Below are 24,412 nucleotides of genomic sequence, written 5' to 3' on the forward strand. Positions count from 1 at the left end.
GAGCAGGCGATATTTTCCCCGCCACTCGTCGATAACGGTATCCGGAATCGCCCTTTGGTATTGCTGCTGAAATTGCTCGACCTGTGAGCGGGAATTGAATGTGGCAAGTTGAACCACCCAAATAGTGGAAGGGTCATTTATCGCTGTATTTGCCCGCGAACCTGATGATGATCTTACTGGGTTTGAAGCTTGCAGACGGTTGATATCAGCGGGTGTACTGACATACACATACTCGTTGTCTTGGGTACTTTCGACCTTATACAAATCGTCGGTAAAATCTGTAAGTTGGGTAAAAGCTCTTGCCTTGATCGGCTTTTGGGTATCATACCAATACTGCAATCCTCCCCAAGACAACACAGATACTGCAAATACCCCGAGGAATAAACGAAATACCCTAATCGGCTTTTGGGGTTGTTTAGCCTGTTGAACCTTGCCCTCTTCTACGGCTACATCAGGAATACGCTCGCTAAATAGGTAACTGCGTTTTCTTGCAAAGACCGCTTCTTCCAACCTTTGCTGCAAAACCGAGAGTTGCTCCTGACCGCCGGCGCGGTAACGGCCTTTAAAGCCCACTTTGAGCAAAATGAAAATCAGCTCGAGCAGATCCACCAGCAATACTGGCTGCAACAGGGCCCGCTCTGCCACGACATAAAATTGCTCGCCGCCATTTTTGATACCGAAAAGCTCACTGACCAGCATCTGGTTTTCCCAGCCAGCCCCTTCCCCCCATGCAGAGTGGACAATTTGCTCGTCAATCATCGCTGCCAGCAAAAAACAGGTTTTATCGGCTACCGAAGGCGGATACTCCAACTTGGCGATCTTGTATTTCAGTTCGGTTATGGCCTGTTTGAGGCCTGCCCTGAATACATAAAGATCATCCGGGCATTGCATCCTTCTTACTGTCACGGCATAAGAAAGCAGATCAGAGCAAGCATTGAGCAGACGGTTATCATATGACTGGCTATTTTGGATAGCTAACATATAACGAGCTTTGTTCTTGAGCACATTGGCATGAGATAGCGGAATACCCACATTGATTGGGTCATGACCAGCCTTGGATGGTTCTCGGCTTGGAGTGACCGTTACCGTCACTTCATCTAACAAATCTTCCATCTGCTACCCCAGCGCATATAGCTTGATATTGAGCTCTGGGATACGGCTATCGACATGCAGTGCAATCGGCTCCCTTTTCGATTTGAGCATTTGCCAATAATCGTGGGCGATATCTATCTCGAAATACGCCACATCCGATTGTGCTTTTAATTCTGTCGGAGCAACCGGCAATGCAGTGACAGTTACCCCTGACTGGCCATTTCGCACCAACTCGACTATCTGGCTCAAGCCACTCAATGTGCAACAACTTGGGAACGTCTGGGCAAGTTCGGCAGTGCCAAACGGCGACTGGACCGACAGTACAAACCGCTTCCCATCCAGTTGATTTAGGTTGGGGACAGACAGCCTCAGCAAGCGGCGCTTGTCAAACAAACCGGTATCCCAATCAAATTCTGTGACATTGTCACTTTGAACCATGGATAACTTGTCACGTAGCTCTGAAAACAGACTTGAAAAACAGCCCTGCAGATTCTCTCGTGATATATCTGTCGGCGGCTCTGCCATTGCCGGTGTAAAGCTATCGAGTTCGGCTGAAAAGGACACTAACCCTTCATACAACTCTTCAATTCGGGTTTCCGGCTGTTCTAGCTTAAGATGAAGCCAAGGCATCCAACGGTTGAGCGTTTGAAGCCACAGGAACTCTCGCATTAGGCTCAGGTCACTCTTGGTTTGCTGTCCAGCACCAATACGCTGGACAACATCCATCGCCCGAACCTGACTCAAGATATAGATCTCTTTGACTCGTTCTTTGAGTAACGGGGAAGCACCAAAATGAAGACAGGCCGGGATAAAGCTCTTGTCCAGTATCACCTCGCCATTTTCCTGCCTCTCCAGCACTTTGGCGATAGGCAACAAAGCAAGGCCGGTGACGTCCTCACCTTCTATCACCAAGCGGATATTAGGTTCGGCAAGCTCGGCATCAATCGCACTCTGGCCTGAGTCACTGACATCGAATAGGTTGCAATGAGAAACAGCAAACCGTCGTTGTTCGGCAGGTTCGCCATATTCATTTTCGCCCTCTACAGACAGTGGCAACGCCAAGTAAATGCGCTGGTTCAACGTTCCTTCGGGTATATCGAGAAGTAGCTCCTTGGCACAGTCGAATAATGTACCGTCAGGGAAAATACCGCTGCTTTTCACCACGCCGAATTTGCCGAGCTTAAGGTAGTTGGGTTCAATATCCAGCACAGAGAGACCAAAGCACTTGCCGCCCGTCGTCAGCGACATGTACTTTTGAATATATTGTGTAGTATGGCGGTCTTGCTGCTGAAAATGTTGTGGGGCAATAAACATCCCCTCTTTCCATACAACTTTATTTTGACGTTTCAACAGTAATACTCCTTAAAACTTCCACCAGGCATCCTCGACTGGCTGAGACACTTCCACTTTGTTGCTGGAAAGCCGAATAATAAGCGGGGTTTCCTCTGGGCTTTCCACTAACGCGGTAAAAGCCTTGGGGCTGGCTGATTCATAGTTGGAGAACTCTGCCAATACACCGATAAATTTGGCTTGCTGCTGCAAATCGAGCTGGAAAGTTCGCTGCTCGCCGGGCAGGACGGGAGGCATGACAGTGGTATCGATCAGAGAGTCGGACAAGACTGATTTATCTGACTCATATAAGGCGATAAAACCTGACTTCTGGAAGCTACCTGCGTCGGCTAACTGGTAAATTCGCACAATAACGGGTCGTGACTGGCCGTCATCAAAAACATTCAGCTCTTTGGTCGCAGCCAGTTCAACCGACAGGGACATGGCCGGGACAAAAGCAGCATTGTTATCGCTCGAGCTACAGCCGCCCGTTAAGCCCACAAGCCCTAGGCCAGCAAACAAATACCCAGCGAGTTTTAAACTTCCAACTTGAGGTTTACAAATTTGGGAGGTTTTGTGCTTGAACAGTATGCTCATGGGTATCACCTCTTTTCACTTAACTCTTCGAGCAAGATGGAAGAAAACAAGCGGTAATACTCACGACGAGCATGTTTGCGGTTAAATTGTTTTTTGTATAACGCCCAGTATTTCTTCTCTTTATTGCCCCATCCGGTGATATAGTCGTCGAACTCATCTTCCAGGTGTGCTGGGTGGAAACTTTCAAGAAAGCGCTCTAGTGTCGCTTCAATGGTGACAACGAGCTTTTCCCTATCTATCGAGGCAGATAAGGTGCGCTCTTGCTGCGCAATAATGGCGTTCAGGCGGTCAATACTGCTCTGTAATTCCGCCGTATGATGATGCTCTGAGATAGTGATCGCTTTGCTACCCGAAAGGATCGGATCACTGTCATCGTCGAGCATAACAACATCGTCGATATGCTCAGGTTTACCCTGCTCCTGCCAATCGTCATCATCAAAGGGATCGCAACCAAATACATCGTCCAAGATATTCTCAGAAGAAAACTCACTCGAATGCGCTTGCTTCGTCTGTTTCGGATTGATTGTATGTGCTTCTGCTGTCGCTGCAGGTTGGTTCATCACAAATTGCTGAAAATCATCACTGGCGAGGCTATCTGCGCTAAAGGGGTGCTGACCATCCGGAAATGAATTAGATGTATACGGTGTACGTGACTGTTGGTTAGCACTGTCAGTAGCATTCCCATCAAACAATGCGTCAATATCGCTGACCAACAAGGTATATCCACCAAGCTTTATTTTATCCCCATCGGAGACCCTCTGGTTGGCTCCTTTTCCAAGTTGAACACCGTTGATAAACAATCCGTTGGTGCTACGGTCTATGATTTCGAATCCCCCTGCCACGTGGGGCCGCAGTTCGGCATGGATTCGGGAAAGCGTACGGTTGAAATCCGGCAACTGAACGGTGCATTCATAAGAGCGACCTATTGTCCCCCCCGATGCAGGCAACGCCACTTGCCGGCTGGTAACCTGCTCATTTTCTGGTGTTTCAATCAATTGAAAACTAATCGTCATGGCCTTCTTCCCTGTTATGTTCACCGGCACTGCGCCATGGCAAGATTGAAGCGGTTCAAAAACGATGGTTGCTGGGCCAGAAACCCTTTGGAAAAGTGCACCATCAAATCTTGCTTGCTGGTTCTTATCTTGTTGAAGTAGTCCTTTGGAATACCTGCTTTATCCATTGCTTCCTCGAATACCAGTTCGTACTCGTAGGCGACATCCAACTCGCCCTGCCAAAGCATCTGCAATAAAGAATCTGCATCGCGGGGCTTTTTAATCACGTTATAACCATCGCGCTTTAGCGATAGCCACTTGTTGGTGTTGTATTTAACGCCGTATCTCAGGCTGTATTTGGCGGTTTCGTCATTGATGTTTTCCCTCACAGCAGGACTGACAAACCAAGCGAGGTTTTCAGAGACAATGGGGTCTGAGGCTTGTGCATACGAAGCCCGCTTAGCGTTGGCAGAGCCAGAAAAGAAACCATGCACTTTTCCGGTCTCCACCAGCAGTTGTGCTTTGTCCCATCGCATCATCCTGATCTCATAGGGTTGGCCCATATTGCGAAAGGTACACTTGATCCGGTCGACGGCAACACCACCGATATCACCGTCACTATTCACGGTCTGGTAAGGCGACCAGTTTTGTGTTGCCAGCACGACCCTGTCTACCGCCCATGCGGTAGAACAGGTCAGGCATACACCAACTAGAGTGATCCCTTTCAATATTTGGAACGGGTTTCCTTTCACAACCTGGCTCAGCACAACTTCCTCACTTTCTGTTGTCAGCTTTTTTCGAGGCCTAATTTATTCTTAGCACCAACTGCCCAGAATTACTCTCTGCACTAACGACAATCTGGTCAATTGGTAAGCAATCGCTCAACCGCTGGATACATTCAACCGCCAAGCGCGGCATCAGAGAGCGGTTAATAATTTGCTCAATGGCGCGTCCACCGGTTGTCGGATCGGTATTTCGCGATACCACAAAATCAATGAATGCCTGATCCCACTCAAAGGTCGCCTGGTATTTTTCTTTGACCTTCTTGGCGATACGGTTGAGGCTAATTTCTGTGATCTTGCCGAGTTCTTCATGGTTTAGCGGGTAATATGGGACGATGGTGGTGCGGCCCAAAAAGGCGGGTTTGAAGAATTGCTGCAATGCCGGGCGGATTTGCTCAACAAGGTCTTCAGTTTGCGGCCTCTCTTCATGTTGCTCGCAAATATCACAAATTGCCTGATCAGCAGCATTCGAGGTCATGATGATGATTGTGTGTTTGAAATCTATCATCCGGCCTTCACTGTCTTTGATATACCCTTTGTCGAACACCTGATAGAACAGGTCATGGACACCTGGGTGGGCCTTTTCCATTTCATCGAGCAGCAGCACCGTGTAAGGGTTGCGCCTTATCGCTTCTGTTAGCACCCCGCCTTCACCATAACCGACATAACCTGCCGGCGAGCCAAGCAGCATCGATACCTTGTGCTCCTCCTTGAACTCAGTCATGTTGATGACTGTTAGATTGTTATCACCACCAAAGACTTTATCGGCCAGCGCCATTGCGGTTTCCGTTTTACCAACACCACTTGGGCCACACATCAAGAAAACGCCGACAGGCTTGCGGTTATCTGTCAATCCTGCCCGTGAAATTCGGATACTCTTGGCGAGTTCACCGATAGCGGCCTGCTGGCCAATCACTCTTTGATGAAGGGCATCTTCGAGCGACAGCAGTTCTGCCACTTCTTCCTTGACCATGTTACCGGCCGGGATACCTGTCCAAGCGGAGATCACCTCGGCAATAACCTGTTTGTCGACCATGGCGAAAACCATAGGATCCTCGCCTTGTACGTTATCAAGCTCCGCTAGCTTATCTTTGAGTGCATTCTGGCTCTGCTGGACCGAGGCATCGCTGATATCCCCGCTGGCATGACTCGTTTCTAATCCTTCGGTGAGTTCACTGATCTCTTTGACCAAGGCTTTTTCGTGCTCCCACCGCGCGGTCAAATCCTTCAACTCTTCCTGCTTAGCAGCCAAGGTATCGCGCAGCGGCTCCCTATCTTCGGCCAAAGCGACCAAGACGGTATCTTCCACATCACAAGCTTCTAGCTCATTGTTCAGGTAACGCAGCTGTTGTTCCAAATACTCGATTCGCTCAGGTTTCGCCCCCTGGGTTAAGGCAATACGGGCACAGGCGGTATCAAGCAGGCTGATGGCCTTATCGGGTAATTGTCTTGCCGGTAAGTACCTGACAGAAAGGGAAACAGCGGCATCAAGCGCATCCTCGCGGATAAAGACGCCATGATGTTTGCGCAGGGAAGCTGCAACGCCTCGGAGCATTTGCAGTGCATCATTTTCACTAGGTTCTTCGACTTTCACTACTTGGAAACGTCGGGTCAAGGCTGGGTCTTTCTCGAAATACTTTTTATATTCAGCCCAAGTGGTGGCGGCAATTGAGCGGAATTCGCCCCTCGCCAAGGCGGGTTTTAGCAGGTTGGCGGCATCGTTTTGCCCGGCAGCCCCACCGGCACCAATTAAGGTATGTGCTTCGTCAATGAAGACGATAATAGGTGTTTCGGAGCTTTTAACTTCATTAATCACATCTTTTAAGCGATTTTCAAATTCGCCTTTGATACTGGCACCTGCCTGTAACAGCCCCAAATCCAACGAGCAAATCTCTACGCCCTGAAGCACTGGAGGCACATCGCCATTAACGATGCGCAGTGCCAAGCCTTCAACAACCGCGGTTTTACCGACACCGGGCTCACCGACCAAGATCGGGTTGTTCTGGCGCTTACGACAAAGTATATCGATGGCATAGCGCACTTCGCTGTTGCGGCCTGAAATAGGGTCTATTTTCCCATCCCTCGCCTGCTGGGTTAGGTTGACCGTGTATTTATCCAATGCGCCACCGGCAGTTTGTGCCCCGCCTTGGTTATGTGGTGAAGAGTTGGAGTGTTGCGCGCCAGCTACCGAGCTTCCTTGGGCACTTCCTGCTACAGCATCACTCAGTTGGGAAATCTGTGCCGACAAAGCTTCAAGCGAGATATCTTTCAAGCTTTCCAGCGGTAACCTTTTGACACCAAAGTTATCGGCTTGCTGCAACACAAGTAGTAGATGCAAGCTGGTGATCTGACCGTGACCAAAGTTAACCGAAGCCTGTAGCCATGCCTCTTCCATTAATTCACTCAAAGCCCGGCTAATTGTCGGTTGGCCATTACTGCCTTTGACCAAGCGCTCAATGCGTATTGAAAGCTCATTGTTCAATGTATTCGGGTCAACTTGCTGACGTTGTAAATAACTTAGCAACGGCTCATCTTTAGCTGCCAGAAGCTCTACCAGCCAATGCTCGACTTCGATTGCGGGTACGGTCTGTGCCATCGCGGCGGCTGCGGACTGCTCCAGCGTTGCCTTCAACTGAGGAGTGAGTTTCCCTACCAAGTTACCCAGTTTTACCTGTGTCATACATTATTCTCCGGCAGTAGTAAGATTTTGCGAAAATGACTGCTGTTCCTTTCGGGTGCAAGGCAATTGGCTTCCCCGAGTCGAACGCTTTGCTTACCCATAGAAAGAACGGGAGGGTCGATATATTCCCGTTTCACATAGAGATAGATCTTTGGTTCGGTGTTGTCTTTGAGATAGGCCCGTACTAGTTGTGTCATCGCCAGTGCCAGCCTAGTATTTTTCAACAAGCTTTTGTATTCAGCTTTAGTTTGGGGCGTGATATAGATTTCGATAGATTTGAATGCTTGCTCCCCCTTCGAACCTAATACCACCCCTTGGCCGAGAAGATGGTTTTGACCTTGCTGGCTGCCAATTTTGGTTTGGTGGGTTGGCCGAATGCGGTACAGCTCCGAAGGTAAAACGCGTGGTGAAACATCCAATGAAAAGTAGCTACATAACAACTCTTTCAGGCCTGATAGACTGCGGCTTTTGTTGCCAAGCAATAGCCCATATCTCAAGGTGCTCTGCTCGCTCGCATTACCCTTCATATCCGGTAAGGAAAAGAGATTGGCTAACGCTGCTTGTTGGCTCAACCTTGAGCTATGCGCTGCTAGTACGGTTTCCCTTTCATCCCGCAGCAATAGGTTTCCCGAGCACTCCAAGCTTGCTCGCAACTCAAAATAGCGTTGGTTAAACACATCGAGGAAAGCCTGCAATGCCCTGTCATCCTGATGCAGGCTTTGGAGCATTTCAGCGTAGAGGTAATCGGGAATAACGCCTTTGCATCCTGACAACGCCTCCAAGCCAAGGCTTAAGGTAATTTTATCTTGGCTATGTTTGATAGCGGTGACATCTGATGGAGCCCCTTTGGGCATGGGATCTGCCGACAGTTCCAAATCCATGCCTTTAGCAGAACTAATCGTATTGAGAATACGAACAGCCTGAATGAAATCAAACTGCTGAGGCTGGGATAGCAAACGAGAGGCTACAGACATAACTGGCTCCCGTGACATTTTTCAAAATCCAGGCCCGGCTCGTCAGTGCCGAAGCGTTCTATTGAGAGCTGGATAAAGCGGTCAAAACTACAGAACTGTTTGAAGAAGGCATTGAGCACTTCCCCGACCACGGCAAATTCAGAATCCAGCAGCTCGTTATCTAGCAATAAAATCACCTCTGTGCCCGAGGAAAAGATACTCTGCCTGCCGATCGTGACAGGTGCGACCATATGGCGGTAAGTCACCTTTTTAATCGCATCTGCCACGCTGCAGTGGATACTGTTACAGCAAAGGCGAACAACATCCTGTAGAACTCGGGTCGGATCATCGACTTGTACCAAACTGGAAAAATTGGCATTGAGCAAGGCGATAAATCGCCAACTCAAATGGTTGTCCAAGGAGGGGTACTGAGGAGCCGTCGGTGTTTTCACTACCCGAATCAAACCCGGCAGGTCTACCGCTGCCAACGAGTCGGCTTCGGTATGGCTGGGGATCAAGCATGGTAAACGGCCATTACAGACATTGAGCAGCAAGGACAACACAACGTCTTCTTTGCCATCGCGCATATCAGCATCGCTGATGGATATTTCAGTTTGACGCCGTCCTTTCTCATCCCATTTTTGTCGGGCTTGCCATTTCGGCCTTTGCTGCGCTAACCAATACCCTCCGTCATAAACCGGCATTAAAGGGGCATCACCGGTCGGCAGAACTTCATTAACGGTGTCAATAGATACAACGGTTAAATCGCTGTCATTATCAACATCGGCCACTACTGGCATTGCCAGCTTGGTAAAGTCATAACGAATGGGTTCACCGTGCTGTTGGTAGAGATTGATGGCAGGCACGGTGTTCAAAGCGAAAACTTGGCTAGTGAACAGACGCAAGAACTCGGTTGGCAACTGCTGGACAAAGAAATTTAGCGTCAGCGTATTGGTTGAAAACTGCATCAGCTCCTTACCGAGATCATCAATTCTCAAATAAGCCGCTTTATCGGGAAAGGCAAAGTAATCTCGGAGCTGATCGAAGCCTGCAAGATGGTTGCCGTATTGCGGCAACCAATTGAAATCCGGATCAGCGACCCGTGAGCGAAGCCTGCCGACATCGATTTCCGATTGGCAACCGGTTTCGTCCAATAGCGACACGGCTTCGGTATTGAGCAACAACAAATCAATCAAGCCACGGGAGCTATTTTCAAACCCCCTGACATAAAAATCGAAATGGCCGAGCGCCATTTGGGAAAACAATATCGATGGGTCATCACTTTTCAGCGTTAACTGTATAACGGCATCGGCACGGCGAATCGCTTTCGGCGTCGGGAAATTAAATGGGGCCGAACTGGCTTCTATTTGCGCAATATCATAAGGGGCAACCACCAGTTCATCGACAAGGGTAAAAAGGCACTCGCTCTGGTTTACCTGAACCGACAACTCAGAACCCTTGGCTAATGACAATGGCTCTGCTCCTGCCTCGCCGGACAATTCAAGCTTAAACGGCGCATAGCTCGGAACAGTTTGCAAATATCCGGGATACAGCACGTTAAACAGATCTTGCAGAACTTCGGGAAATTGTTCATCAATACGCTTTTCTGTCTTTGCCGTCAGCAATGCCACGGCATCTATCAAGCGGCTGATATTCGGATCTTCCTGACCACTCTGATTTAACCGCATCGAACTGGCATGCTCGGGAAACTGCTGGCCAAAGCCCTCCAGAGACTGGCGTATATAAGCCAACTCCCGTTCGTAGTAACTGAGTAATTGATCAGACAACTTCTTGCCCCTCCATTTTTGCCGACTGACTTGAGAGGCTAATACTCGAGTCGAAAAGGAAAACGTGCTCGCCATTTTGTACATCGACTTTCGCCATCAGCGAAAACTTCATGATGTTTTTGCTCGGGTCGCTTTCCTTTACGAAGACACTGACTTCTGACAGGCGGGGTTCAAATGCACGCACCCATTTTTCGAGGGAACGCGAGAATTGCTCTTTATTAACTTGGCTACTAACACTGTAGGCCGCATCGAGTCCGAAACTAAAATTGGATAGCTGTACCTCTTTAAATTGCTTGGGAAGCACCCGCATCGGCGCTTCCGAATTCAGCAATACCGTTAGCTGGTAGCGAATCGATTCCAGCAGGTCATCTTCATTACCGTTTTGTTTTGCGATGAATGTGCCCCAAAAACTCATGCGACACCTCCGGCAACAGCCCCTTGCGATGATGATAAAGGTGAAGCAGGACGAGCTTCACCACCAAGGTCAGTGGAAATCAATACCTCTCCACACGCGTTATCGAATTGGTATTGCGGCTGAACCAGCACATCACAGGTGTATCGACCATGCTGCCCTTCAACCTCACTGACTGTTACCCTGCCTTTGCTCAGCGGATATTTTGCAAGGGTAATTTCATCGGCTTCTGTTAGATTACTGGCATAGTTATCAAGCCAGCTATTGAGGAAGTTTTCGCACTCTTTGGCAGTTTGGAAGTTCCCCATCATCCCCCTGATTTGCACCTTGAGGTAATGGGCAATACGGCAGATCATCAGGGTGGTCTGGATCTGTCCCATCACGGCTTCGGCATCATCATCGCCATGATCCCAGATTGAACCATTGCCCCTGAAGTAGAACTTGTCTGTCGTCAGGCTGTGGCATAAAGGAATAAAGCCGTTTTCAGCATAAAAGCTGCCCATTTCCGTAATGAACCTGACACTAGGCTTCGGGTTCTGAACAGAAATCGCACCTATGCTGCTAGGCGGCAGGTTGACCAGGGCGCCATGATATTTGTCCTGCCAACGGGACTTCATGAAACCAAACCAGTTGATTCGGTTGAACTCCCGCATCGCAACAGAGGCAAACAAAAACGCCGCATTCCCCCACAACCCTTGCGGCATATCTTCACTGCCAGCCAAATGAACGTCAGAAAAGACCACTTTTTTGCAGATAGTTTGTCCGTATGCCTCGCGCAGACGGATACTGGGGAGAGTGAGACCGATAAATCGCGAAGTTGAGAGGCTTCGTAACCGTTGCCACGAAATAAATTCAGGGCCATCTATTATCTTTTGAATGCGATGAGTATCCGACAACCAATCCGCACCTGATTCACCGAAAAAATGCTCAGAAGGTGAAGCGACGAAGGGGCACAGACAGTGATCCCCCATTTTGGCCAGTAGTTCCAGGGTGTAGATATCATCGTAATCACTGTCGAAATCCATCGATATTTGGTGATCAACCACCATCAGGCCATATGGCTGACCGCCAGAGGTATTAAGCTCTTGGTTACCGATGAGATTATATAAACGGGTACGCTTGAGTGAGACTGCGGTGTTGAGTTCATAAGATAGCTCGTCCCAAGCAAGATCTAAAATTTTGACCTTTATCTTTTGGTAGTTAACAGGGAGTGAAACCAAGGTCTCCACCCCCCGCCATGAAGCTTCGAGCTGGGTAAATTCAGGATGGTGAATAAGTGCAGACACTTGCGCAGACACCAAGCGATCTATTTCAGCAATAAGTCGATTTACCACCGACCTGAAAGCCTGTTGGCTGCTAAGCATACCTTTGTCAGCTTGAGCCAACAGCACCAAAGCATCATGTAAATACGCTTTGTCGCTGCTGTCTAACTGGTTTAGCTTTTGCTGTAGGTCTGCACTTATCATCCTGATACCAACCTTTAGTTCCTTGTTATTGCAAACCCAGGCGGTTAACCCGGTATTTTCGCGACCATACGAACCGATGTCGTCAGCTCTTCCATCTGCAACCAAGGACGCAAATGGGCCACTGCCGAGTAAGAACCTGGACGGCCAGGTTGCTCAACCACTTGGATCTGTGATTCACAAAGCGGGGTTTTCGAACGCTCCGCATTACCCACAGCCCCTGAGTTGGTATATTGGTCGATCCAAGTTTGTAGATGTTTCTGGATATCACTGGCTTCTAGGTTGGAACCCAGCATGTCTCGTCCCATTACTTTCAGGTAATGGGCAATTCGGCTACTGGCCATGATGTAGGAAAGTCGTGCCGAGATAGCCGCATTACTGGTGGCATCTGGGTCAGCATAGGTCTTCGGTTTCTGTGTCGTCTGGCTACCGATAAACACGCCGTAGTTGGCATTTTTATAATGGACCAAAGGCAACATCCCGAGATCGCTCAGCTCTTTCTCGCGCTCATCAGTCAGGTTGACTTCAATCGGACACTGCTGCTGCAGATCACCAGCCACAGACTTGTAAGTCAGGTTCGGCAGGTTCTCTACCTTACCGCCGTTGTCCAATCCACGGATAGCAGTACACCAACCAAATGCAGTATGGGACTGGGTCATTTTCAGACCTAGCTCATAGGCAGCATTCGACCACACCAATTGCGAGTTATCGCTCGGTTTAGGGTTTCCGTCGGTATCTGTCGCTAACTCTTCATAACAAAAAGCATTGGTTGACAGGCCTTTTTCGCCATAAGGCAAACGCGCCAGTGTCTGTGGTAAAGTCAGCACCACATAGCGTGCATCATCACTTTCACGGAACGCATTCCAAGATGCATAAGCTGGTGAATCAAAGCCCGGTGCAACCGGCTTACCCTCATTGAATGTCTCGAAGCTATCGAGTTCAAACATTTGTGGGTTGGCCGCCGCAACAAATGGCGCATGGCTGGCAGCTGCGGTTTCGCCCATATAACGAAGCAAAGCAATATCTTCGTCTTTATGGCTGAAATTATAATCACCTATCAGCGCACCATAGGGCTCACCGCCTGCAGTACCGAATTCTTTCTGGTACAAAGCATCGAACAGCGGGCTGCGGTCTACTGCTGGCGCATCCTCAAACTGCTCAAGCAACTCGTCTTTCGAGAAGTCGACCAGTTTGATTTTCAAGGATTGGCCGGTTTCACTTTCACGAACCAATTTATTCAGGCCGCGCCATGACCCTTCCAAGCGCTGAAAATCGTCTTGCTGCATAATGGCAGACAACTGACCTGACATTTGCTTATCAATTTCAGCAATGGCATTTTCGATAGTCTTGGTCAGGTTGTTGTCCCAGGTAACCGTTCCGTCGAGAGCTTGCTCTGCCAGAACAGAAAAGAGCTCCTTTGTGGTATCAGCCGGGGTCTGGGTTGTTGCGGTTATCGCCCTATCCAATAAGCTCAACGAACCTTCTTCTGTGGCCGTTGCCGCTTGTGCTTCTAACTCTGCACTCATGACTCATCCCCTTTTTTCTCTATTCCCAGTTCGCTAGACAGCGCGTTGATCTGATCAGCGCTCTGCAGCACTTCCTTCAGTAACTTCTCCAAATCACGAGAGCGGTCGGCTTTCGATAGCAAGGTTTTGAGCTGCTGCCGCGTTTCAGCTAATTTGCGAAGTGGTTCAACCTGCTCGATAAGCGAATCCGGTTCGAAGTCTTTCATTGAATTGAAAGTCAGGGCGGCTTCAAACTGGCTGTCATCATTGGCTAAGGTGTTGTCGACCTTTAGCTTTAGCTCAGGTCCAACACGCTTTAGCACGGTATCGAAGTTGTCTTTGTCAATCTGGTAGAAAGTGCGATCTTCCAGTTCCTCGCGATCATCCCTATGGGCAGAGAAATCCCCAATGACACCCACTACAAATGGCAATTCCTTGGTTTCAACGGCACCATTGGTCTCGACATCATAGGTAATACTTACCCGGTTTTTGCTTACACGTTTGTGCTGTGAATTTAAGGCCACGTTGTATCTCCTTTATCTTTAGAGTTAGCTAGCTTTCGACTCTAATTTGCCGGTGGTGCAATCGAATTTGACGGTATCGCCTTTTTCAATCTTGCCGCCGTCACCTTCCTGGTAGTACACCTTGGTGAGCGTGGTATAGGTCAAACTGAATGTTTCAGCAGGTAAATTGCCGTCGGAGCCGCTGATGTTGTAATCGGCGATACGGGCTTTCTCCAACGTGATAACTAAATAAGGGTCTGCGCCCGCACCATCACGCGATGGTTTGGTCAGCAGAATTTCTACCGTTTTCCCTTCAGCGCCTGGTGCAAAAAGAAAAGTAGTGAGATGCGGCGAGGCACCATCGGAGGTACGCGAGATATGGATAGCATCAAGGGAAACCATCCCTTTATCGGCGTTGTTTGCGTTACCGACATCGACATTCACGCCACGGTTTGCACCCCAGGTCATGGTATCTAGGGCGAAAAAGCCTTTTTTACCACCAATATCACCAACAGTCGCGGCACCTTTGATATCGTTCAGTCCGTCGATTCGCATAAAAATAGAAGCCATTATTTATCCCTCTTTATTTACAATGGATATGCATTTCAAAATGAAAGATGTGATTACCATTCGATCTGTGACAAGCCGCTACCCTCTGAGCTTTGGCTTGCTGAGACCGAACCTTGCGTTGGTTCATCAAGGGGCATCGATACTGCGGATGACGCTTGAGACTCACTCACCTGAACACTAGCTGGTGTTCCCGAAGGCGAATGTGCAGGATTAAAGGCTGCCTGATGCTCAGCACTTTCCAGCCCTGCCAGCTGTTGGATCCTTAAATTCACTGATTCTTGATCACCGACCAATTCCTGCAACAGTTCCGGTAGTGACATGCCACCCCATCGAATGGCCCGCTTTAACAACAGGTAAATAGGGCTATGCGGCTCTGTTTGCTGGAAGTAATCGGCTATTTTCTGTAGCTCAGCCAGCGCCTGCTCTCGCGAGGCCATACCCTGTGTAGCCTGGCCTTGGAAAGCACTGTGGACCATATTCATGTTCGCGGCTGTCTGGCTTATTGTTTGTGAATTTCCTCCCTCTAGTTGATTACTGTTAGGGTTGTTCATTTGTTCCTGTTCAGTAGGCTGTGTTGCTGCCTGCTCGGACTGCTGATCTTGCGCCTGGATATCAAGTGGCCAAACTGCAAACTGGTCACCCACCAAATACTTCATCGCGCCAATCAGGCGTTCAATCGTCTCTTTGACAAAGCGAAAGCTAACCCCGGTTGTTCCCGAAGCAAGGCATTTCTCGCCGATCGCTTTCTCTAGCGCTGCCAATGCCTTTAGCACCTCTGCCAAGGTGATGATCTTCGCCTCGACATCAGCTTTTTCAGCGCTAAACACCGACACGGCTTGTTGCTTGAGTTCGGCTAGGCTGCCCGCTTTTTCCGCCGCGTAAAACTTTCCATAGTCGACATCTCCGACCAAAGGCAGTATTTGAAGCGGCATATACAACAAGCCACTTTCGGCGGTGTCTCCCACTAACTGCAAAAGTGGTTTTACCCTGTGCTCTACAACTTCTTTGTCCTGTTCGGCTTCGGTCGCCCCTTTGCGTTTCTTTTCAGGCAGTATCGGTTGCAGCGATTCCCAATATTGATTGATGACCTGCTCAAAGGTTGTCAGGGCGCTGGCCAGATTGGTCAAAGGATCGGCTGTAAATAACTGCGAGACGGTATACCAAGATAGGATCTCCACGTCTTTAGAGTGCTGCTGCAAACAGCTGTGGCATTCCGAGGCCAAATTTGTCCAGTTATCGCTGTTGGCATTAACCGTCTCAATATCTTCGGCAGCTTCAGGTGTTTCTACCAACTGACGAAAAGATGACTGGGCAACGTTAAAAGCATTACGGTAGCCTCGGTACAGAGCGCGGTTATCCTTGAGGTATTCACCTCCCGGTTGGTCATCTGATATCGGCTGGAGCAAATCGTCAAACATAGTGCCTACTTCCTTGATGCTAAGACCTTGGCTAAACGCCCTTGGTAAAATCCCTAATTAGTGTTCGGCAAACCAGTTTGCGGCGGTGCCAGTAATGCCAGGTTTGCTCTGGAATGCGGTAAAGTTGCCCCAGATAAAGCTTGATAGATAAGAGATAGCCCAAGCCTGCGCAGGTCCTGAGTCTTGATTGGCAGCAACCTTGGAGTTATAGGGCCCACAGCGGATCACTAATGGGTTATCGCCATTGGCATATACGTTGTATTCCACTTTTTTACCAGTCACTCGCTTGTCCAACAGGCGTAGTTTACTGGTTAGCATTTTTGACAAGATATTGGTTGCTAGCAGTACCTGCTGATCGCCCTGAGCCATACTGCGACACATCACTATTGCAGTGCGTAACTTATTGCCAACATTACCTTTCTTGGCTCCCGGAACAGTAATTACGCAGTCAGAGTTATCCCATACAAATACCGACTTCCCATCCAGTTTTCCCAGCCTCGAAAGGTTATAGAATGCATGGCCGTACTTCTTTCCCCGCGCCATTTGCGACACATTGAGCTGCAACTCGACAATGTGTGGAATGGTACGTTTCTCTTTAGGACGGTTAGTCACATTGCTGGTAAATTCAATATTGACCTGCAAGAAGAACTTCACGTCCTTGTATTCATCCTCAACCCCCTTGGTCCACAAGTCTTTGACAGCTGGTGATTGCTTGTCCTTGATGGCCTGGAAGTTAGGCGTTTTGTAAATGTAATTTCGGAACGCCATCATTTGGGCAATGGTGCTGAAAACGATGGTAGCCCTTGAAATATCCTTTACTTCCAGTGGTGTTTTCACACTGGATGTTCTGTCAGTACTCGGGTCGTCCCATTGGGTAATGCCGCACTTTTCGGCAATACGCTCACGGGTTTTCAATGGCCCGCGCATATACTTAATCGGCTTGCCACCCTCGCATTTGACGTTTTTTGTCAATTCCAACATGAACTTATGTAGCTCTTTATCTGCGATTTTGGCCTGCTCGACCAACTCCTCAATCTGCTCCCGCTTATGGTAGGTATCCCAAAATGTTGTTTGCGAAATAATGTCACCACGCGTGTAAGTCGGCATCGCTCTCTCCTAGCGTTTAAATCCTAATTAACCACCAATCTGCACCGTTGGCGCACCTACGACGATGGAACCCCCATGGCTTGTGGTATCACCCATCCTTGCGGCAGGCGTATTGTTGATAAGAACAGTGGCACTGCCTTTGGCAATGCTATCTGGCGGACCGACACACACCAATGAGTCCCCCATTTTGGCTGCGGGCAAGAAACAAATAAGTACCGTTGCAGCACCAGGACCGACAATTGGCCCTCCAACATGCGGAATAGGTGGCGTTCCCGGCGTTTGCATCGGGCAAGTGTGCATGTCGGTTAGTCGAGCAGCGCATGGCATACATCACCTCCTTGTTTCACTGTTCCGGCACCGCCATTAGCAATATCGAGTGCTATTTGAAAAGCCCCTTGGTAATATTTCCGGTGGCCTTTTTCTTTCGATTGCCATTCCGGTATCACTGCAGCGGTATTTACCGCACCGGCGACCGCTTTGGCATAAAGGCATTCAACCGGCATCACGACGGGATTATCAGCCGGCGCTATACTGCCGGTGCCACTCCAAAAAACAGCCTGACCAAGCCATTTAGGCGCACTATCGTCCTTCATTGCTTCCAACTGGCTTTCGATACGGCGACGCTGTCCCTCATTGGGCTCCCTAACCCAGCGCTCGCAGTCATCAATGAGTTTTGCTTCTTCTAGGCTCCAGTCTGGCTGACGCAAGCGCATAGCTTGTACACACCACCAGATAGCCTCCCTCATAGGCAGCGCATGGGCGAAGAAATGGCCCAAATCGATGTAGCATTCAGCTTGATTGAGCTGTGTTATCACTTCTAACGGCGGCGCATCGCACTGAACTACCACTTCTGCCTCTTCCGAAAGGGCTATGTAGCTTAAGATGTCTGTTGAGCTGGCATACGGGATCTTTTTCATCTAGTTCACCATCACTATCCCGCCCTTGACGGCGGTTTGGCCGCTCGAGCTGACTTCGGCTTTTGCGGTACCTTTGACTGTGGCACCCACATCACCTTGCAAGGTGGCATTAAGTCCTTTGATGGTTGCACTGCTGGTGCCCTTGGCAGTAAAACTACTGTTGGCCTGAAGCGACATTGAACTCCCCGCTTTGCCACTGAACGAACCATCGGCTTTGATACTGACTGAAGTCCCGGATTGGCTAAGGCTTCCCCCATCAATAGAGACTTTGGAATCTCCGGCAATGGCAATCTGGCTGCTTGATAGTTCTATCTTGCTGCTGCTCATGACAATTTTGCTGTCGCCAACCTTGAGCGTTAAAGTATCTGAGCCAGTTATGGTGATCGATTTGCCTTGGGCAGTAATCGCATCATCAGCTTTGAGCGCATAAGACTTGTTTGTCGTGAGCGAAATATCTTCTTTGGCGGTCAGGGTGAAGGCTTTCTCGACACTTTGGGCAATATTCTTGGTTACCGCTAGCTTCATCTCTCCGCCCACCGTTTCCTGATGGTCGTTAACCACCTCACTGGTAAAGTCCTTGGCTGCATGTAGGTAGAAAGCCTCGTTGTCTTTCTTGTCATCGAACCGTAGTTCGTTGGTTTCACCAGCCAGTTTGGTTTTAACACCGCTTTGGGTTGTATTCGCCGTCGGGTATGGTGGCTTGTTACTGCTGTTGTAGACGCTGGAAACCACAACTGGCTGGTCCGGATCACCGTTGATGAAACTCACCAGCACTTCTTGCCCAGCCCTAGGCAGAAATTGCATACCATAACTGCTGCCAGCCATCCCTTGGGCCACACGCACCCAACAACTGGTTTTATCGCCGGTCTCTGGGTCCCAATGAAATTTGATCCTGACTCTGCCCAGCGCGTCACTCGCTGGCTCGCCTTGCTTGCTGCCCGCGACAACAGCCGACTGCAGACCAAACAAGGTTGGCTTTTCTTTCTGTTGCGGGAAAAATATCTGGTCTTCGGGAATACAACTAAAGCTTGTTTTACAGCAAAAACTGTTTGACCCGTCGGCACCAAATTCATAATCAAGGCAAGAGACAAGGTAATTGCCTTCTTCAGAACTTTGGCTGTGGGAAGCCAGCGTCATAAAGTGCCCGACACAGATATCAGTTGACTGTGAAGTGGCCTGGACACAGTGGTAACTGGAGTCTTGCTGTGAGCGCTGTATGTCCCCTACAGAAGCCAAATCACTGTAGCTTCCAGCAGGACTCGCTGTTGGGTAGCGATAATCAGTCAGCTTGGTATTGCCTGATACTGTGTATTTGCTTTTCTTGGCCTTGCTAGTGATCAATTTGGATTGGTTGTAGTCATACCCGGCTATTTCGAGTGAAGCACTCAAAAAAGCATGTTCACGCTGCCAGGTGTCGAGAATGTCGTTATCCCCTGTTGGCGCCGAGGCATAATCAAGCTTGGCCGCATCGGTTTTGGCAAATGACTTATCTGCCTGCTGTAAATAAAGCGTTCCCGAGTTGCTGTCTTTGCCGAAGTAATAGTGCACGCCCTCTTCCGCCAGCAAACGGGTAACAAACTCAAAATCAGATTCATTGAACTGAACACAATATTCCCGCTTGGTAGAAGGCATGCTCTTAACGCTGTAACTGCCTTTGAAACCTAGTTCGTCGAAGATGGAAGTGACGATCGATTGGGTTGTTGCTTCCTGAAATACCCGACAGTTCCGTGAGTAGTTAAGCAAGAACAGCCATGGCTTTACCGTCAACTTAATACTGTAAAATGAGGAATCAATCCGTTGTGATTGAGCCTGGGCTTTTATCACAACACCTTTGAATTCCCTGACAGCACTACGGCTATCACCAAGGACATCAAACACATTGCAACTAACTTCCTCGCCAATCCAAGCAGCCGGATCCGAGGTGCTGACGAGGACATCAACCGAGTATTGGTAATCACCGCTCAAGGTTTCTTTAACGACCAACCCAGAGCCAACGAACTCTTTATTACTGGCATCTTTTACGACCAAGAAACTACCTTGTATATCGAGTAATTCATTCATTACTTGGTCTCCCCATCCATGATTCGACCGTTGCCTTCACTGTCTGTCCGGGTGACAACAGGCGTAGCATTAACTAGGTTAGCGAAACGGAGCAGCTGAATAGGCGGATACAATGCCATTTCCCTCGCAACGGCCATATTGATTGAAATCGAGAAATGACTGAGCTCTGCAATCGGCATCTCACCCGGCACCGCACCGTCAAATAGAATCTTTACCGCTTGGTTAGCAGCAAGCTGACCAACCCGGTAGTATTTATTCGACACCGAAATCAAAGCTGAGGACTTGGTCACCATTGAGTCATAAGCACTGGCAACAGGTAACCCATATTCGATGGCCGACTGGGTAAAAGCATCGGTATTGGCAAGGTTGTATGAACTCGAGCCAACGTACACGACATCGACACCCTCGTTTACAAGCTGCTGCATTCTTGCATCGAACTGATCAGGTAATGGTTTTCCCTCTTCGTCAAGGAGATACAAAGACTCTACGACGTCGAAATCCATTTCCGCCGCAAGTTGCTTGAGTTTCTGGGTATTGAGGTTTGAATTGAGTTCCGCATCGGAGTAAACCACCCCGACTTTATCGACCGGAAAATACTCACGCATCGCACGTATCTGGACATCTTCGCTGATCCTGTTTCGGATTCCCGCCAGCATAGGTCTTCCGGTTTTGTCATGCTGCTCGACAATATCGGCGCCCAACGGGTCAGCCACTATCATGAACAAGGCCGGAATATCACCTAGTTTGGTCGCTTCACCATATTCAGCGCGAGTGCCCAGTAGTGCCTTGCTAACACTGGTGCCCCAAGTGACAACCAGATCTGGCTGCATCTCTTTGGCCTCGTTTAGAATGGCTTCGAGCTTTGAACGGTCACGGTTGGCATTCTTGACGATAACTTCTGCCGGGTATTCGTTGTTTGCGAGGTAATCTTTAAACCCCTGACAAGCCTCTTCGCAACCACGCCATACCGCCATAAATACGGTCTTAGTCTCAGTGGATTGAGCATCTAAGCTCTCGACCTGGTATTGGTCGGCAAACGCATCGCCAGACATTAAAGACAAAGACATCGATATCGCTAAAGTACATCGCTTCATACCTTTGCCTCCTGGCTAACCTGAGAAGAAGGCGCTTTCAAGAAGAACAGCATCAACAGACCACTGACAATAATCCCTGCCCCGACAACTGCCATCGCGAAGCCGTAATTGCCAAACGCCAGCAGCGAAGCAACGATAATCGGACCGAACACGCTACCAACACGCTCTGCTGTGCGTAGGATGCCCAATACCTCTGTGCGTCCTACTTCCGGTGTAGCTTCAGATGCTTCCAATGCACAGGCGATAAGCGGTGCTTTGAGTATCGAATGGGCAACCCCCATCAAGGTGACAGCAAGTAAAATCTTGAACAGCGACGCTTCACCATAGAGCGAAAGAAGGATCACACCTGACAGCACCGTACCCAACACGATAAGTTCACGGGTCTTTTGAGTTTTATCAGCAATACCGGATGCAATTGGGCTAAGCGGGATGATGACCAACGAGTAGATCATCATGATCCGGCCAATTTCTGATTGCGAGGCATCCAAAGACACCAAATACAATGGAACCAGGAAGTAGAGGAACCCCGTCAGGACAATTTTGGCTGGGATCGCACAGCACAGAACAACAGCGACAAAGCGGATATTTTTGGCCAGCAGTAATAAACCGCCTTTTTTCTTGGCGACACTGCGATTTGTCGTTTCAATTTCTGCGGAAAACATCCGCCAAGCCAGCATACCGGCAAAGGCAGCCAAGACAGCAGATAGCAAGAACACTGGCTGGTAGCCAACGCGATCGGCGATGATCCCACCCAATGCGGTTCCGCACATGGTGGCTGTCATCAGCACTCCGACAAAAATTGCCATACCCTTGGCGCGATTTTCCGACGTTACTACGGCAGCAATGTAGCTCTGGCAACTGATGGTTATCACCGCATACCCCAGCGCTGTTATGCCTCGGGAAATTACGATATCCATACTGTTGGTTGCAAAAGCGCACCCTAAATAACCTGCAATGGCCGGGATAAGTCCAAATAGAAACAATCTTTTTTGACCAAATCGGTCGACGAGTTTGGCGGCAAACGGCGTAAAGGCGGCAATCACGAACATGAAGACAGAAATAGGTAGACCTAGCATAACCCCTTGGCTAATCCACGAATTGGGTTCGTAGTATTCAGCCACATACAAAGGCATAAAGGATTTTTGCAGCTCTTCACCAAACGAGAACACAAACAGTGGAATGCGGGCATCGACAATGTCGCCTTTGCGAACCTGTAGCTTACGCTGCAAGTTAAACTTCTCCGAAATTCGCTTCAGGTGCTGCTTGAGGCTGTCGGCTTCGTTGTTACTAGTGGATTTTTGATTCGATAAATAGTTGAACAACGATGTGAATTTCGTTTGAAGCTGCCTTGAGTCATGGTTCAGTTTATTGGAGAAAGTACCAATGGCCCCTCGCTCAGACGTCTGGTCATTGACCGAGAAATCACCTTTTATCTGGCGCTTCAATATTGATTCGGACTCTTCAAGCGGACCTGAAATGTAGACCATCACCACAACCATGACGACTTCAAAGCAAACTAGCAGTACAGCAATAAGTACAATGGCAATATCAAAGAAAATATCGAGCAGCTGGGACTGTATATATGTCGCATCCAGGCCAACAATAACACTTCCGATCTGTCCCTGCTGGTCATTTATCGCCAAACGGAACACATCACTTTTGACTGAGTTGTCTGTAAATGGCATCGAAAATAGCGATGGAAGCTCTTTAATGGCAATGGACACTCGTTCAGTTATTGACGAGTTTAAATATTGTGTAGAAGTCGCTTCAAACTGCTGGGTACGCTCTATGTCGACATTAGCTAAAGTACCTGCTTGATATATTACTTGACCCAGTTGGCTCTCTTTACCCTCGCTAATCCCAATAAAATTAAGTTCTGGATATTTAGATAAAGCATCGGCCAAGTAAGCGTCCATTCCCCGAATCTGATCCAATGGTACGCCAGCCTCTGTTGCCAGTTCTACATCGTCATGAACAAGCTGAGCGACAACATTGGCTTTTTTAAGCAATTCTGGCTTTATAGCAAAATTAAACTCTGCCAAGGTATAGAATGCACTCAATATAGAGGCAAACAAAGCAGTTAATACCGTAATTAGAATTAGTCGGCTATTTATGAAGCTTGCCAAGCTTTTTACTTGGCTCATTGGCTAACCTCTACAGAATCGGCGCGTTTAATTTGTTTTTCAGTTCCTGAAACAGACTTAATTTTATCAATTTCATCAGAGACATGAGTCTTCATTTTTTCACTTTGAATAATTTGTTCGGCAAACTTCTGGGTCATTTCTCCAGACGGTAGTTTTGATGTTTTGTGCGGATTATTAGTCGATACTCCATGGGTTGAGTAGCCATGAATTAACTTGATAACATTGGTGACATCACTAAGTCCGTATCTAACAGCAAAAAGAACAATCAGGGCGGATATCAAAAACAGCACAACAGTCACTTCAAGCAGATGCAATTGAACCGCTGCATATACCCCATACATTGCACTCTTGTCGTACTCGATAACGATGCTGCCCATTAGCTGGTCAAAACTATCTTTGACCTGTAGACCGCTAAATAGCGTGTCTTCTGTGCTCAATAACCAATAAGCTTCGTTAGAGTTCAACGCCCTGCGTACAACATCTTGTGGAAGGCTGACAACGTCCACTGTGTTGGCTTGTAAAACGATATCCCCTTTTACATCAATTAATTTCACTGCTTTAACGTTTTCTTCCCTCGTGCTGGCTTTGCTAAAACTTGTTTGGAGGTTGTGGGCAGAATGAAGTGGAATGCCCAAACGTTCTGTACGTTGGATTGAAGATTCCAATGAAGTAGAGATAACTTGAAGCTTTGAGGAAACAACCTGAGACATCAGATTGTCGAATTTCATATAGTTCATCAAATACAACAGACCAAGCACAGAGAGTAAAATCACCCAAACCGTGATGACTAACCTTAAATGTACTTCAAAAAAAGCCTTCATTGGCCACTTACTCCCACATCGTGACGCTACCGCTAATCAAATATTTAGCAGCCAAAGGAGAAAAGTGTGGATGAAAAAATGATTTGTTTTTAAAACCTGATCTTGACTCTAAAAATTAAATTCTAATTTTGTATTTTATTTAAAACTAGACTATCGGGAATTTTAGGCAATAACCATATATTCAC

Annotated in this window: 21 protein-coding genes; all 21 read right to left on the reverse strand. The window is 48.4% G+C overall.

Translation table 11 applies throughout. The features are described 5' to 3' along the window. Positions 1–1,113, reverse strand: a 1,113-nt coding sequence (icmH, locus tag BIZ37_RS20165) for a type IVB secretion system protein IcmH/DotU (protein WP_187463021.1), incomplete at its 3' end; no start/stop codon positions are given. Positions 1,114–1,116: 3 nt separating this feature from the next. Next, positions 1,117–2,442, reverse strand: coding sequence for a type VI secretion system baseplate subunit TssK (tssK, locus tag BIZ37_RS20170; protein WP_187463022.1), 1,326 nt, complete (start codon positions 2,440–2,442; stop codon positions 1,117–1,119). Between the two features lie 12 nt (positions 2,443–2,454). Further along, the gene (gene tssJ / locus BIZ37_RS20175) at positions 2,455–3,018 is read right to left on the reverse strand and encodes a type VI secretion system lipoprotein TssJ (RefSeq protein WP_187463023.1); all 564 of its coding nucleotides are present in this window, start codon (positions 3,016–3,018) and stop codon (positions 2,455–2,457) included. A 5-nt stretch (positions 3,019–3,023) separates the two neighbouring features. Next, the gene (locus BIZ37_RS20180; protein WP_187463024.1) at positions 3,024–4,031 is read right to left on the reverse strand and encodes a type VI secretion system-associated FHA domain protein; all 1,008 of its coding nucleotides are present in this window, start codon (positions 4,029–4,031) and stop codon (positions 3,024–3,026) included. Between the two features lie 20 nt (positions 4,032–4,051). Continuing rightward, entirely contained in the window at positions 4,052–4,777 is a 726-nt protein-coding gene (locus BIZ37_RS20185; protein ID WP_370577409.1) for a substrate-binding periplasmic protein, read from the reverse strand. Between the two features lie 37 nt (positions 4,778–4,814). Next, entirely contained in the window at positions 4,815–7,472 is a 2,658-nt protein-coding gene (gene tssH / locus BIZ37_RS20190; RefSeq protein WP_187463025.1) for a type VI secretion system ATPase TssH, read from the reverse strand. Further along, entirely contained in the window at positions 7,469–8,446 is a 978-nt protein-coding gene (locus tag BIZ37_RS20195; protein WP_255526841.1) for a type VI secretion system baseplate subunit TssG, read from the reverse strand. The genes tssH and BIZ37_RS20195 overlap by 4 nt, the downstream gene beginning before the upstream one ends. Then, the gene (gene tssF, locus BIZ37_RS20200) at positions 8,437–10,212 is read right to left on the reverse strand and encodes a type VI secretion system baseplate subunit TssF (RefSeq protein ID WP_187463026.1); all 1,776 of its coding nucleotides are present in this window, start codon (positions 10,210–10,212) and stop codon (positions 8,437–8,439) included. The genes BIZ37_RS20195 and tssF overlap by 10 nt, the downstream gene beginning before the upstream one ends. Then, on the reverse strand, positions 10,205–10,627 hold the full coding sequence (gene tssE / locus BIZ37_RS20205; protein WP_187463027.1) for a type VI secretion system baseplate subunit TssE: 423 nt from the start codon (positions 10,625–10,627) through the stop codon (positions 10,205–10,207). Before tssE ends, tssF begins: the two co-directional genes overlap by 8 nt. Beyond that, the gene (tssC, locus tag BIZ37_RS20210) at positions 10,624–12,090 is read right to left on the reverse strand and encodes a type VI secretion system contractile sheath large subunit (RefSeq protein ID WP_187463028.1); all 1,467 of its coding nucleotides are present in this window, start codon (positions 12,088–12,090) and stop codon (positions 10,624–10,626) included. The genes tssE and tssC (BIZ37_RS20210) overlap by 4 nt, the downstream gene beginning before the upstream one ends. A gap of 44 nt (positions 12,091–12,134) precedes the next feature. After that, on the reverse strand, positions 12,135–13,613 hold the full coding sequence (tssC, locus tag BIZ37_RS20215; protein WP_187463029.1) for a type VI secretion system contractile sheath large subunit: 1,479 nt from the start codon (positions 13,611–13,613) through the stop codon (positions 12,135–12,137). Further along, positions 13,610–14,116 carry a type VI secretion system contractile sheath small subunit gene (gene tssB / locus BIZ37_RS20220; RefSeq protein ID WP_187463030.1) on the reverse strand — a complete coding sequence of 169 codons (507 nt, stop codon included), beginning with the start codon at positions 14,114–14,116 and terminating at the stop codon, positions 13,610–13,612. The genes tssC (BIZ37_RS20215) and tssB overlap by 4 nt, the downstream gene beginning before the upstream one ends. Positions 14,117–14,140: 24 nt before the next feature. Beyond that, positions 14,141–14,665: a type VI secretion system tube protein Hcp gene (locus BIZ37_RS20225; protein ID WP_187463031.1), complete on the reverse strand. Its 525-nt coding sequence runs from the start codon at positions 14,663–14,665 to the stop codon at positions 14,141–14,143. A gap of 53 nt (positions 14,666–14,718) precedes the next feature. Next, on the reverse strand, positions 14,719–16,083 hold the full coding sequence (locus tag BIZ37_RS20230) for an ImpA family type VI secretion system protein (protein ID WP_187463032.1): 1,365 nt from the start codon (positions 16,081–16,083) through the stop codon (positions 14,719–14,721). Positions 16,084–16,140: 57 nt separating this feature from the next. Continuing rightward, positions 16,141–17,190: a hypothetical protein gene (locus BIZ37_RS20235; protein WP_187463033.1), complete on the reverse strand. Its 1,050-nt coding sequence runs from the start codon at positions 17,188–17,190 to the stop codon at positions 16,141–16,143. A gap of 27 nt (positions 17,191–17,217) precedes the next feature. Beyond that, positions 17,218–17,517, reverse strand: a complete 300-nt coding sequence (locus BIZ37_RS20240; RefSeq protein WP_187463034.1) for a PAAR domain-containing protein — start codon at positions 17,515–17,517, stop codon at positions 17,218–17,220. Further along, on the reverse strand, positions 17,496–18,107 hold the full coding sequence (locus BIZ37_RS20245) for a hypothetical protein (protein WP_187463035.1): 612 nt from the start codon (positions 18,105–18,107) through the stop codon (positions 17,496–17,498). Before BIZ37_RS20245 ends, BIZ37_RS20240 begins: the two co-directional genes overlap by 22 nt. After that, a complete protein-coding gene (locus tag BIZ37_RS20250) occupies positions 18,108–20,168 on the reverse strand; it encodes a type VI secretion system Vgr family protein (RefSeq protein ID WP_187463036.1) in 2,061 nt (686 codons plus the stop codon). Then, positions 20,168–21,262, reverse strand: a complete 1,095-nt coding sequence (locus tag BIZ37_RS20255; protein ID WP_255526842.1) for an ABC transporter substrate-binding protein — start codon at positions 21,260–21,262, stop codon at positions 20,168–20,170. Before BIZ37_RS20255 ends, BIZ37_RS20250 begins: the two co-directional genes overlap by 1 nt. Then, a complete protein-coding gene (locus tag BIZ37_RS20260) occupies positions 21,259–23,406 on the reverse strand; it encodes an MFS transporter (protein ID WP_187463037.1) in 2,148 nt (715 codons plus the stop codon). Before BIZ37_RS20260 ends, BIZ37_RS20255 begins: the two co-directional genes overlap by 4 nt. After that, complete coding sequence (locus BIZ37_RS20265; RefSeq protein WP_187463038.1) at positions 23,403–24,227, reverse strand: hypothetical protein; 825 nt, start codon at positions 24,225–24,227, stop codon at positions 23,403–23,405. Before BIZ37_RS20265 ends, BIZ37_RS20260 begins: the two co-directional genes overlap by 4 nt. Between the last annotated feature and the right edge of the window lie 185 nt (positions 24,228–24,412).

The organism is Photobacterium sp. BZF1 (assembly GCF_014349205.1).
GTDB lineage: Bacteria > Pseudomonadota > Gammaproteobacteria > Enterobacterales > Vibrionaceae > Photobacterium.